This window comes from Planctomycetota bacterium, from assembly GCA_038746835.1.
In the GTDB taxonomy this organism is placed as follows: domain Bacteria; phylum Planctomycetota; class Phycisphaerae; order Tepidisphaerales; family Tepidisphaeraceae; genus JBCDKH01.
Genome location: JBCDKH010000117.1, coordinates 1 through 11,997, shown reverse-complemented (window position 1 = coordinate 11,997; position 11,997 = coordinate 1). Strand labels below are relative to the sequence as shown.

General features: G+C 64.7%; 12 protein-coding genes and 1 rRNA gene. 6 read left to right on the top strand and 7 right to left on the bottom strand.

Translation table 11 applies throughout. From position 1 onward, the window contains the following. The 5 genes from AAGI46_11590 to AAGI46_11570 form a co-directional block, all read left to right on the top strand. Positions 1-376 (top strand): 16S ribosomal RNA (locus tag AAGI46_11590); the annotation flags it as partial. Positions 377-843: 467 nt separating this feature from the next. Further along, on the top strand, positions 844-1,962 hold the full coding sequence (locus tag AAGI46_11585; GenBank protein MEM1012847.1) for a C4-type zinc ribbon domain-containing protein: 1,119 nt from the start codon (positions 844-846) through the stop codon (positions 1,960-1,962). 50 nt (positions 1,963-2,012) lie between these two features. Continuing rightward, entirely contained in the window at positions 2,013-2,438 is a 426-nt protein-coding gene (locus tag AAGI46_11580) for a ribonuclease HI family protein (GenBank protein ID MEM1012846.1), read from the top strand. 26 nt (positions 2,439-2,464) lie between these two features. Next, positions 2,465-2,923, top strand: a complete 459-nt coding sequence (locus tag AAGI46_11575) for a hypothetical protein (protein MEM1012845.1) — start codon at positions 2,465-2,467, stop codon at positions 2,921-2,923. Further along, the gene (locus tag AAGI46_11570; GenBank protein ID MEM1012844.1) at positions 2,913-3,578 is read left to right on the top strand and encodes a class I SAM-dependent methyltransferase; all 666 of its coding nucleotides are present in this window, start codon (positions 2,913-2,915) and stop codon (positions 3,576-3,578) included. Before AAGI46_11575 ends, AAGI46_11570 begins: the two co-directional genes overlap by 11 nt. 3 nt (positions 3,579-3,581) lie before the next feature. On the opposite strand, the gene kbl is transcribed toward AAGI46_11570, so the two are convergent. Continuing rightward, entirely contained in the window at positions 3,582-4,808 is a 1,227-nt protein-coding gene (kbl, locus tag AAGI46_11565; protein MEM1012843.1) for a glycine C-acetyltransferase, read from the bottom strand. 9 nt (positions 4,809-4,817) lie between these two features. Next, on the bottom strand, positions 4,818-6,551 hold the full coding sequence (locus tag AAGI46_11560) for a hypothetical protein (protein ID MEM1012842.1): 1,734 nt from the start codon (positions 6,549-6,551) through the stop codon (positions 4,818-4,820). Positions 6,552-6,761: 210 nt separating this feature from the next. On the opposite strand from AAGI46_11560, the gene truB reads away from it, so the two are divergent. Further along, positions 6,762-7,430, top strand: coding sequence for a tRNA pseudouridine(55) synthase TruB (gene truB, locus AAGI46_11555; protein MEM1012841.1), 669 nt, complete (start codon positions 6,762-6,764; stop codon positions 7,428-7,430). Here truB and AAGI46_11550 read toward each other — a convergent pair. The 5 genes from AAGI46_11550 to AAGI46_11530 form a co-directional block, all read right to left on the bottom strand. Next, positions 7,408-8,181, bottom strand: coding sequence for a carbohydrate ABC transporter permease (locus AAGI46_11550; protein MEM1012840.1), 774 nt, complete (start codon positions 8,179-8,181; stop codon positions 7,408-7,410). The two genes, truB and AAGI46_11550, sit on opposite strands and share 23 nt — an antisense overlap. Continuing rightward, complete coding sequence (locus AAGI46_11545) at positions 8,178-9,041, bottom strand: sugar ABC transporter permease (protein ID MEM1012839.1); 864 nt, start codon at positions 9,039-9,041, stop codon at positions 8,178-8,180. Before AAGI46_11545 ends, AAGI46_11550 begins: the two co-directional genes overlap by 4 nt. 41 nt (positions 9,042-9,082) lie before the next feature. Further along, positions 9,083-9,664: an acetolactate synthase small subunit gene (ilvN, locus tag AAGI46_11540; GenBank protein ID MEM1012838.1), complete on the bottom strand. Its 582-nt coding sequence runs from the start codon at positions 9,662-9,664 to the stop codon at positions 9,083-9,085. A 45-nt stretch (positions 9,665-9,709) separates the two neighbouring features. Beyond that, on the bottom strand, positions 9,710-10,693 hold the full coding sequence (locus AAGI46_11535; GenBank protein MEM1012837.1) for a hypothetical protein: 984 nt from the start codon (positions 10,691-10,693) through the stop codon (positions 9,710-9,712). Positions 10,694-10,770: 77 nt separating this feature from the next. Next, on the bottom strand, positions 10,771-11,997 hold a 1,227-nt coding region (locus AAGI46_11530), incomplete at its 5' end, for a hypothetical protein (GenBank protein ID MEM1012836.1).

The window sequence follows — 11,997 nt, the reverse complement described above, 5'->3', positions numbered from 1 at the left end:
CTACCGGTTACAAACCGGGGGAAGGTGGGGACGACGTCAAGTCAGCATGCCCCTTATACTCTGGGCTACACACGTGCTACATTGGGTCAGGACAATGAGATGCTAAGTTGTGAAACGGCGCCAATCTAAAAACCTACTCTAAGTTCAGATTGAAGGCTGCAACTCGCCTTCATGAAGGTGGAATCGCTAGTAATCGCGAATCAGCTACGTCGCGGTGAATGTGTTCCTGAGCCTTGTACACACCGCCCGTCAAGTCATGGGAGTCGGGAACGGCCGAAGTCGCCTCATCTCAGAGGTGCCGAAGCCGGGTTCGATGACTGGGACTAAGTCGTAACAAGGTAGCCGTAGGGGAACCTGCGGCTGGATCACCTCCTTTCTACGGGATTCTGTAGACGCCAACGGGTGCGAACCCCGAAGCGACTGTCAGCACAACCTCGTCCGCCTCACGGTGGATCGTCGGTGGCAACACCGACGGATGGCCATCCGACTATTCGCCTGTCCAAGGACAGCAAACACCCGCAGCCCACGCTGCGGGTGTTTTGCTGCGCGGAGGCTGCAACTGCGATCGCGATGACACGAGGCCTCTCCGTCAGGCAGTGCCGCTATCGGCGACTCGCCCGATCGAGACCACGGACGTCTCCGCACGATTCCAAGCGGTTCCTTTGCGTCGTTCACGCGGACGCAGTTGCTGCCCGGTGCGACGCGTGCGCCGGCCGATGCCATCCGACGCGTTCCAACCAGCCTCCTTTTGCCAGCCGGCACGGGCGGTCTTGGCTACACTCCCTTCCAGACTTTGAAAACAGCGGCGTGGAGGACGCCGCCACCCCTGCACGCACGCCACCCATGGGCCCCACGAATCAACGGCTACTCCATCTCTACAAGGCAGATCTCAACCTCCGCAAAGCCGAGGACGATCTCGACAAGGCCACCCGGGGCGTGCGGGTGCAGAAGAAGCGGGCCGAGCTCGCCCGGCAGCATCTCGAAGAGACCCACGCTTCCCTGCAGCGGATCACCGCCAAGCAGATGGAGATGGAGGGCGACCTCAAGTACCGCGACGAGCACATCGAGCACCTTCGCCTGCAGCAGCAGGAAGCCAAAAATCACCGCCAGTACCAGGCCCTGCTCCAGCAGCTGAACACGCAGAAGTCTGAGCGCGAGCGAGTTGAAGAGGAAGGCCTGTCGCAGACCAGTCAGATCGACGCGCTCAAAGCCCAGGAAGTCGAGCAGCAGGAAGCGGCCAAGGTCGAGGCCGAAAAGGCGACGCAGCTCGAGGCCGAGATCGAAGGCCGAACTGCCGAGCTTCAAGCGGTGATCGACGAGCTTCGCCCGAAGCGAGACGCCGCCGCCGCCGAGGTTCCGCCCGACGTGCTTGCGACCTACGAGCGACTCGCCGAGAACTACGACGGCGAAGCGCTCGCCCCGATCGGTCACATCGACGGCAAGGAGGAGCGCTACTATTGCACCGCCTGCAACATGGAGCTTGTGGTTGACGTCTACAACCGCCTGAAGCTTCGCGACGAGATCATCACCTGCCCGGGTTGCGGCCGAATCCTCTACATTCCCGAGGACCTCACGCCCGAGATGGCCGTTCGGCAGAAGAAGACGGCCAAGCGTGCGTCGCGTGCCAAGACCGGCAAGAAGGCCGTCAAGCGCGATCGCAAGGGCGTGCCGATCAAGATCAAGCGCATCCTCACCACCGCTGCCGCCGAGTCGCTGCACCAGGGCAAGGACGAGACCGCCGAGCCGGTCGAGGTCGAGGTGAAGATCGTCAAGGTCGAGAAGATCGCCGGGCCATTCACCGTCTCGACGCGAGACGACTTTGCCGCCCGCGTCGCATCCGAGTTCCAGGCCCAGGATGTCGACGAGGTCTACGTCGTTCGCCACGTGGGCGAGGACATCGAGCCCGAGGTCGAAGTACCCGCCGAGCCCGCAGCGGAGGCAGCCGAACCAGTACCGGCTTGAACGGTCTTGATCGCTGAGCGTGTCGTGTCTCGGTGCCTAGCCTGCCGGCGATGCACCTGATCGTGGAGTTCGACGGTGGTTCGCGGGGCAATCCCGGGCCGGCGGGGTTCGGCGTGGTCGTGCGCGATGCACGCGACGAGTCGACGCCGCTAGTGACAGCCGGGCGATTCGTTGGGCGAGCGACGAACAACGTTGCCGAATACTCGGGCCTTGTCTTCGCGTTGCAAAAAGCAGTCGATCTCGGCGCGTCGCAGACCACTGTCCGCGGCGACAGCGAGCTTGTCATCAAACAGATGAAAGGCCAGTACCGCGTCAAGAACGAGAAGCTCAAACCGCTTTTCGAACAGGCCTCCTCGCTCGCCAAGAAGCTCGGCAAGGTGTCGTTCGTGCACAAGCTCCGCGACCAGAACAAGCTGGCCGATCGATTAGCCAACCTCGCGATGGATCGCAAGGGCGACGTCGACTACATCGACTGAACCTTTGCACGTGCCAATGGTCGAACATGGCTGGCATTGCCAACAGCATCGCCCGCGCTCATCGCGGTGAACATCCGGCGGTCGTTGCTCGCCTCGTGTCCGGATGGGCTGTGATGTCCGATCGGCAGTACCCGCGAGGTTGGTGCGTGCTGATGGCCGACCCGGTGGTTCCGACGTTGAACGACCTGGATGAGCCGTCACGACTCGCCTTCCTGAGTGACGTCGCTGCCTTGGGCGACGCAGTACTGGCAGCGACCGGCTGCCGGCGAATCAACTATGCGATCTACGGCAATCAGGAGCCCGAGCTCCACGCCCACATCATCCCGCGTTACGCCGACGAGCCGTCCGACTTGATCACGAAGCCGATCTGGCTCCACCCAGCCGAGAAGCTCGACGGCCGGCCGTTTGATGCTGAGCGCGACGCGGATCTCGTGGCTGCAATTCGTGACCATCTTGAGTCGAAAGGGCGCACGCTTGCCAAGTGACGCACGCGAACGCGCGAAAGCGCTCAGCCGTCAGGCGGTCGCTGCTGGCGACTCGTCGGCCTGGTTCGAGCCGCTCTACCAGCAAGCCGACGGCAACGTCGACGGCGTCCCGTGGGCGGACGATCGGCCGAATCCGATGCTCGTCGATTGGCTCGACTCGAACCCCGGCGATCTCGGCCGCATTCTCGTCGTCGGATGTGGCTTGGGCGAAGACGCGGAGGCCCTGGCGCCACGAGCGACGTCGATCGTCGCGTTCGACTTGTCAGCGACCGCCATCGAGTGGTGCCAGCGACGTTGGCCTGAGTCTCGTGTCGAGTACGTGGTCGCGGACGCGGCCAATCCTCCAGTAACATGGCGTGGCAGCTTCGACTTCGTCTTCGAGTCGTACACGCTTCAGGCGCTCCTCGACCCGCAGCGCTCGGCCGTGATGCGGCAGCTGCCGCGGCTCCTCGCTGCAGATGGACGACTGCTCCTCCAGTGCCGCGGACGCGACGACGATGCCGACGTCGACGGTCCACCTTGGCCGCTGTCGCGTAACGACCTTCGCCCGTTGGAAGGCGACCTCACACTCGACCGCTTCGAAGATCTGCACGACCCGATGGAGCCGGAGGTCAGGCGGTTTCGTGTGCTGTACCGACGCTCGTCTCCGGCGTGAGACTCAGGAGGCGAGCTGCTCTTTCACGTCGATGAACGCGTCGACGGCCCGCTGCAGATCGTCGCGTGTGTGGGCGGCCGACATCTGGCATCGGATGCGGGCTTGGCCCTTGGGGACGACGGGGTAGCTGAAGCCGATGACGTAGATGCCGCAGGTGAGCATTGCGTCGGCGAACCGAGCGGCCAGGGCGGCGTCACCGAGCATGACGGGGACGATCGGGTGCTCGCCGGGGAGGATGTCAAAGCCGGCGTCGGTCATCGCGTGGCGGAAAAAGGCGGTGTTTTCACGCAGCTGCTCGCGAAGCGACGACTCCGTCTCCGCCAGCTCGATCGCCTTCATTGCGCCCGTCACCAGCGGCGGGGCGATCGTGTTGCTGAATAAGTACGGACGCGAGCGCTGACGCAGCAGCTCGACGATTTCCGCCCGGCCACTGGTGAAGCCGCCCGACGCGCCGCCGAGGGCTTTGCCGAGCGTACCGGTGATGATGTCGACGCGACCCATCACGCCGCAATGCTCGTGCGTGCCCCTGCCGGTCTCACCGACGAAGCCGGTCGCGTGGCAGTCGTCGACCATCACGAGTGCGTCGTACTTGTCGGCGAGGTCGCACACCTTGTCGAGCCGAGCGATCGTGCCGTCCATCGAGAAGATGCCGTCCGTCGCAATCAAAACGTGGCGCGCTCCGCCGTCGCGAGCTTCTTTCAGCTTGGCTTCGAGATCGACGGGATTGTTGTTCGCGTAGCGAAAGCGCTTGGCCTTGCAGAGACGGATGCCGTCGATGATGGAGGCGTGGTTGAGCGCGTCGCTGACGACCGCGTCTTCCGGGCCAAGCAGTGTCTCGAACAAACCGCCATTGGCGTCGAAGCAGGAGTTGTAGAGGATCGTGTCGTCGGTCTGGAGGAACCGGCTGATCTGATCTTCGAGCTGCTTGTGGATGGTCTGCGTGCCGCAAATGAAGCGGACGCTGGCCAGGCCGAAGCCGAACTCGTCGAGACCCCGTCGGGCCGCCTCCGCGATGGCGGGATGCTGCGCGAGGCCGAGGTAGTTGTTGGCACACAGCACGAGGACCTCGTCCGGTACGTCACTCGCCTGACTGCCGTGGACGCCGGACGCTGGCGCGACGCCAGCCGACGCGCCCTGCGGTGTCGAGAGCAATCGCTCGGCCTTGTACAGGCCGTCGTTGCGGATGGACTCGAGCGTGCTGCGGAGGTCGTCTCGAAGGGCAGGCGTCATGCCCGAAGGTTACGACCGCCTGCGTCGCAGCAGCGTCAAACCGGCCGGAACGAGCAAGGCCACGCTCGCCGGCTCGGGCACGGTCGCGGCCCAAGCGTCCATCATGGCGAGGTCGCCAGCCCTGGCTCCGAGATCGCCACCGAGGCTCTGGCCGAAGAAGGCACGGAGGATTCCGAAGTCGGCCAGGTCGACGGTGCCGTCGAGGTTGAAATCAGCGGCGTTGCGGCCGGAATCTCCGAAACCGGCACGGAGCAGTCCAAAGTCGGCCAGGTCGACGACGCCGTCGAAATTGGCGTCGCCGTCGAGCAGGCGCGTCGGTTCCAGCACGACGGCATCGGTGAAGTAGTCGACGTCGAGCCCGAGGCCGACGAGGCCGAAAGCATTTGTGACTGCATCGAACGTCCCGGCCACCGCATCGGCGGCGATGATCTCGAAACTGTCGCCCGGCAATGGCTGAAAGCCGTCGATCGCCGTCACGACGAGACTGCCAGCGATCGCGGCGTCGCCGGACACGTCGAGTCGGTCGAAGCTGCCGTTGGTCAGGCCGGCGAGTTCGATGTCGAGCGTGGAAGAGGTGCCGAGCGTGACATCGCCTTGGAATGAGACTTCGGCCGGGCTGTTGCCGGGGGCGAGCGTTCCGAGGAATACGAAATCCCCGCCGCCCACGAACGAGCCATTGCCCTGCACCACGTCGAGAAACGTTGCTGTGCTTCCCGGTCGAACGTCGACTTCGTCGTTGTTGACGAAGTTGGCAAAGAAACGAACGGTGCTGTTCTCGGCGACGCGGACGGCTCCACCATCTTGAACAGGACTGGTCTGGATGCGGCCGAACACCTCTGTCGTCCCGCCACCGACGACGCTCAGCGGACCACCGAGGAACCACTGATCGGCGGCGAGGGTCGCGTTGCTCGCGACAATGCTCCCACTAGGAAAAAGGCTCGCATCGCCTTGAATGAACTCAAGCGTGCCAGCGTCGACTGTGGTCACCCCGCTGAGATCGTGCAGGGCGAACGGGGCATTGAAGGTGAGCGTCTGACCCGGCCCAACGCTGAGCCGTGCGTTGAGGTCCATCTGAAGTTCCTGCCCGACGAGGCCATCACCTCTGAGGGTGCCGTCCAATGAGAGCTGCGGCGCGCCGCCACTCCCGTTGGCCAGCAAGAGGCCGCCGTCCAACGTGAGCGAGCCTTGAACTGCGGTGAAGTTCGTTGCAACGGTCCCACCGTTGCGGATGGTCAGCGAAGATCTCGCTCCGACGACCAGCGGCGACTGGACCGTGAGGACCGAGCCGACGCCGGTCACTTCGGCAATCACAACGCCAGAAGACGAACTCTGCCCGCCGAGGAAGGCATTGCCGGAGTCGAGGCGGGCGCCATTGCTGATGGTCAGCTGGGATAGTCGAAGCGGACTGATTCCGAGCTCCAGCATCTGGGTCGTGAGCGTCGAGCCGGAGCCGTCGACGGTGATCACGGAGTTTGTGAACGAATTGGCAGAAGACTGGTCGGTGATGTCGAAGGCGGCGAACTCGCCGCCGTTTTTGATCTCGAGTTGCGCATTGCCGAGGGCAACGAGTGGGTCGCCGAATCCAGTCGGCCCAGCGACGCGGGCAAGAAATCCGTCGACCTCGACAAGGCCTGGATTCTGGACACCGATGATCAGTTCTTGGCCGATGACGCCGACGCCGTCGAGATAGCGAAGGCTGCCGTTGCCGAACTCGTTGCCGACTTCGAACACGTTGCCGCTCAACACTCCGGAAGTAACAGGCCCGTTGGGTAGGACGACACCATCGCGGGAGACGCTTCCCTCCACAAACACGTCAGCTCCAACGAGCGGCGTGATCGAGCCACAGGCAAGCAAAGCTACCGATTGCAGTTTTCGACCCATTACGCAAAAGTAACAGAGTTTCGCACGGTTTCCAAGCTGATACAGCGACGTAAAGGGCCGTAGCGTCGACCAATGCTGGACGGGTTCCTGGTCATTGACAAGCCCGCCGGCATCACGTCGGCCAAGGCGTTGAACGACGTTAAGCGGCGGTTCGGCCGCGGCGTGAAGGTGGGGCACGCCGGGACGCTCGATCCGTTTGCGACCGGTTGTCTCGTCGTGCTCGTCGGCCGGGCAACGAAGTCCAGTGAGCGCGTGATGACGCTGCCGAAGACGTACGTGGCCGATGTCCGGTGTGGAGCGACGACCGAGACGCTCGACCCCGAGTCACCGGAGGAACCAGGCCCGTTGATCGCGGAGCCGAGCCGCGCGAAAGTCGAGGCACTCTTGTCTGCTGCGGCCGGACCGATGATGCAGAAGCCGCCGGCATTCAGCGCGATCAAAGTCGGTGTGCGGCGGTCATACGACCTGGCTCGTGGTGGGCAAGACGTCGACCTGCCGGCACGGGAGGTTCAGGTGCATGCAATGCGACTGGTTGAGATGGACTGGCCGAGAGTGCGGGTGGAGATGACCGTCGGCAAGGGTTTCTACGTCCGCAGCTTCGCACGCGATCTCGCGGAGATGCTCGGGACGACTGGCTACCTGACGAGCTTGCGGCGGACGCGGGTCGGGCCGTTCGATGCGGACAGGGCGACGGGTGTTGTCGGGGAGCTGTTGCCGATCAGTCTGCTCGACGGCTCCTGAGCAGATCGCGACTCGCAACTGCGAACAGCACCGCGACCGGCACGAGCGCGATCAGCGTCGCCGACAGCGGCAGTGTCGGATCGCCCTCGAAAGCACGTGACGTTCGGGCTTCGCTCAGGCCGACGGCGATGGGGCGTTTGGCGTCGCTCGCCAGGACCGCGGCAGGCCAGAGGATGGCGTTCCAAGCGGCGAGAAAATGCAGCAGCGCGAAGACGGAAGTCGTGGGCCGAAGTGCGGGCAGGGCAAGGTGCCACCAGAGCCGCCACTCACGCGCCCCGTCGAGGCGGCCGGCCTGCAGGAGCGATGCCGGCAGCGATCGCATCGAGGCGAAGTAGACCAACACGCCGAAGCCCGAGAAGACGCCCGGCAGCGTCGCGGCCCAGTATGTGTCGACGCCGCCGATCGAGGCAACGGTCGCGAAGAGCCCGGTCACGACCGCCGGCGACGGTAGAACCGCCGCGGCGACGAGCAGCGCGATGACGATGCGCCTGCCGGTGAAGTCGTAGCAGCTCAAGGCGAACGCCGCAGCACTGCAGATGAGAACCGCAAGCAGTGTCTGCCCGCCCGCGATCACCATGCCATTCAGCAGCCACGGCAGCATCGGCCAACCCCTGAAGAGCGCGGCGAAGCCACGCAGCGTCAGGCCGTCGGGCAGGCCGAAGGCACCGGTCACCAGCCAGACCAGCGGCGTCGCAACCACGGCTCCAAGCACGAGAACGATGACGGTCGGCAGCGTGCGTCTCGGCGTCATTCCAGTCCGACCTCCTCCCGGCCAACGCGAAGGAGACGACACGTCAGCGCTACGACAAGCGTCGTCGCGATCGCGAGCAGTACAGCGATGGCAGAGGCGTAGCCGACGTCGCCACGCACGAGGCCAGCCGAGAAGACGAGCATCGCACCGGTCAGCACGCGATAGCCGGGGCCGGGTCCGTCGAAGAGCACGTACGGCAGCTCGAAGAGCGTCATGCCGAAGAACAGCCCGGCGACGACCAGCATCGCCAGCGTCGGGCGGATCTGCGGCAGGGTGGCGTGACGGATTCGGCGGAGCGGTCCACAGCCGTCGAGCAGAGCGGCATCGGCGATGTGCGGGTCGGCACGACGCAACGCTGCCAGTACCCAGAGCACGGCGAAGCCGGTTCCGCCGAAGAGCGCGACGGCGAGCAGGATCGGCATCGCTAGCGTCGGCGAGGCGAGGAAGTCGATTGGCTCACTCGTGAGTCCGACCGTCTGAAGCAGGCCGTTCAAGCCGCCGCGGCGATCGACGAACCACGCGGAAAACAGGACGCCTGCGAACGTCGCACCGAGCACGTGCGCCGCGAAGAGGACCGCCGCGAGCACCCGGCCGGCCCAAACGTTCGCGGAGACGATGAGCAGGGCGACCACCGTGGCGAACACCGTCTGAAGCGTCGCGAAGAGGATCGCAAAACCCAGCGTGTTCACCGCGGCGAGCCAGACCAGCGGATCCAGCACCGCCAACCGGTAGAACACCAGCCGATCCTCGCCGGGACCCAGCGACAGCATGACGGTTCGCCCGGCCGGAATGAGGCCGAACACGACGACGCCGACGAGCATCGGTAAAAGAAACAGCCACGCCGACAGCGGCGCACGCACTCGATCATTCGGACTGCTCGCAGCGGCGGTCGCGGCCACGATCAACTCGGCGGCAGACTCTCGCCCGACGCGTTGTCAAGGCTGCGAACGCGTTTGCTCTGATCGTCCGGTTCGACACGGCCGTAGCGCTTGCGAAGGCGATCGCTCTGCGTCCCGCGTGCGATGGCGATGACGCCGGTGCGTGCCATCTCCTGAATGCCGTACGGGCCGACGAGGTCGACGAACGCCTCGACCTTTTCCTCTCGGCCGGAGATCTCGACACTCATGCTCTCTGGGCCGACGTCGACGACGTTGCCGCGGAACATGTTGACGAGTTCCGTGATCTCGTGCCGTTTCTCCGGCGGGGCGTCGATCTTGACGAGGGCAAGGTCCCGCTCGACGTAGGCCGACTGCGTCAGGTTGCGGACGCGTGCGACCGGCACCAGCTTGGCCAGCTGCTCCTGGACCTGGCGAATGACGTTCTGGTCACCCTCGACGACGACGGTCATGCGGGAGAGCTCGTCGTCTTCGGTCCGGCCGACGACGAGGGAGTCGATGTTGAACCCGCGTGCCGCGAACATGCCGGCCACGTTGGCCAGCACGCCGGGTTCGTTGGTGACAAGAGCACTAATGACGTGTCGCATGGCCCGTCAGCGTAGCGACGTCGCGGCCGTCTCGTGCCGATGGTGTCAGAAGCGATACTCGAGCCAGACACCCGCACTCGCCGCCGCCTCGAAGTAGTCGAGCGCATCGACCGTGCTGGTCTGGTACGTGAGGCTCACTTCCGTCCGGGCGGCGATTCGGTCGTTGAAGAAGTACCGAAGGCCCGTCCCACCGCGAACGCCGAAGTCGAAACGGGTCTCGCCGGTGAACTCTTCGAAGAAGTCGAAGTAGTACCGGCCGAAGCCGTCGACTGACGCGACGATGAGCAGTCGATCGCGGATCGCCTCCGGCACGTCCTCGCCGAAAAACCGGTAGGCGAAGTCGCTGCCGACGATGCCCTCGATCTTGTTGAAGTCGCTCACGTCGCCGAAGACGACGAGGCCTGTGCCGCGTGGCGTGAACGTGACGGCTCCGCCTTCGAGGATGATCGGCTTGGCGACATAGGCGTCGAGCGTGACCTGATCGTTGATGTCGTCGTTGAAGAAGTCGTCACGAATCAGATCGATCGCAACGTCGCCGCCGATGATGAAGTCGTCGTTGGGGCCGACGCGTGTGGAGGCACCGGTGCGAAAGAAGGCGACAGTCGAGTTGAGTTCGTCATTGTCGACGTAGAGACGGACATTGAAGCCGGTCTCGGCGTACACCGCGACCTTCTCGTCCAGCACCGTTCGCCAGCCGCCGACAAACTCCTGCACGAGGTACAGATCGGCGTTGGCGTCATCGCTGAGCGTCGCGTTGGACGTTGCGATGAGTTCCGAGTCCGTCCGCAGGTAGAAGAGATCGAACTTTTCGAGGAGCAGCAGATCGCCGTCGCCTGTGAGGAAGTCCTCGGCCCTGGGCGGCGTCAAGACTGGGCGATCGAGTGCGTCGCGCTCCGTCTGCTCGACGATGATTCGGCCTTGGTCTGGCGTTGAAGCCAGCTGCGCGACGGCAGTCGGGCCAGTGACCATGAGGGCCGCGATGGCGAAGAGAGCAGACGAGGTGCTGCGATGACGAGAGACGCGCGACATGTCGGAGGTGGTTTTCGCGGGAGGAACGGTTCTGTTGTCTGGCGACGACTGCGATCGAGATGAGGCGTGCCGAGTGATCAGGGGTTGCTCGCCTCGATCACCAGGACGCCGGTCTCGCCGGTGCTCAGGGCGTAGCTCTGCGACGATGAGCCGCTGGTGATGGGCGATTCGATCTCGATCGCGCCGGTGTTGGCACCGACTGAACCCTGGTTGAGCGCGAGCAGCTGAATCTCGATCCGCCCGGCGTCGATCGTCGGCGAGTAGGTCACGCCGGGAGGTCCTGGCAGGTCGACGCTGTCGTCCCGGAGTACGAGGTTGCCGTTACGATCGACCACGCTCAGCTGAACAGTGTCGCCGTCGACCGCGCCGCCGTCGAAGATGCGGAACGTCAGCGGGAGTTCGATTTCGATGTCGGTCAGGCCGCTCGTGCTTCCACCGCCGAGCGAGAAGCCGCCGGAGGTGACCGTCGGCATCATCGATCCGACGCCCACGTTGGCGACGGCAAGCCGGGTCTGCTGGTTCAGAAAGGTCGGGCTGGTGTTGATGAGGTTGGTCAGTGCCAGGTTCTGACGGCTGGCGTAAGCCCCGGCCGAGCCAATGCCAGGATTGGCTGAGGCGAAGAGGAGTTGTCGGTTGTTGAAGTTCTGCTGCGCCGCGATCACCGAGCGACTGCCGCTGATTCTGCGGAAGTCGTCCTCGTCGAGGTACTGACCTGCCAGCAGGAAGCCCGCAACGTCGCCGAGTGCCGTACCGATCCACGTGCCGCGATAGCCACCGCTGAGGTACTGGCCTGCCTCGGTCGGGCGACTGGAAAGGGCCGCCGATGCGAACGAGGCGTACGCCGGGTTGCTGAACTCGATCCCACTCGCCGCGGCGAGAGCTGGACCGGCAAGGCGCGGGTCCTCAGCAGCACCGAAGATGTCGGCGGCGGTGGTCAGGGCGTTACCCGAGTCATCGAAGACCATCACGGCATCGCTTGCGAGCGAAGCAAGCCCGCCCGACCAGTTCAAGTCCTCGCCGTCCGAAACGTCGTCGTAGGCGGACGTGCCAAAGGCGAGAACCGGGTCGATGACGGCAGGCACCGAGGCGAGCACCATCATCGGCAGCGGGTTGGCCTGGGCTTCGGCCGCGGTCGCGCCGAGCAGATCGAGGCCGACGGCGACGTCGCGTACCTCGCCGAGCCAGCTCGGGATGGTCGACGTGCGGATCGAGGCAAGGGCCTCTTCCTGCTCCGGCACGGCCGTCAGGAGATCGACGTTGTCGGTCAGATCCCCCTCAGCCGCCGCGGCAAAGTCGGCCGGATT

Coding starts and splice junctions, on each gene's coding strand:
- AAGI46_11535 (MEM1012837.1), bottom strand. CDS start 10,693: ATGTCGCGCGTCTCTCGTCATCGCAGCACCTCGTCTGCTCTCTTCGCC.
- AAGI46_11580 (MEM1012846.1), top strand. CDS start 2,013: ATGCACCTGATCGTGGAGTTCGACGGTGGTTCGCGGGGCAATCCCGGG.
- AAGI46_11585 (MEM1012847.1), top strand. CDS start 844: ATGGGCCCCACGAATCAACGGCTACTCCATCTCTACAAGGCAGATCTC.
- AAGI46_11550 (MEM1012840.1), bottom strand. CDS start 8,181: ATGACGCCGAGACGCACGCTGCCGACCGTCATCGTTCTCGTGCTTGGA.
- AAGI46_11575 (MEM1012845.1), top strand. CDS start 2,465: ATGGCTGGCATTGCCAACAGCATCGCCCGCGCTCATCGCGGTGAACAT.
- truB (MEM1012841.1), top strand. CDS start 6,762: ATGCTGGACGGGTTCCTGGTCATTGACAAGCCCGCCGGCATCACGTCG.
- kbl (MEM1012843.1), bottom strand. CDS start 4,808: ATGACGCCTGCCCTTCGAGACGACCTCCGCAGCACGCTCGAGTCCATC.
- ilvN (MEM1012838.1), bottom strand. CDS start 9,664: ATGCGACACGTCATTAGTGCTCTTGTCACCAACGAACCCGGCGTGCTG.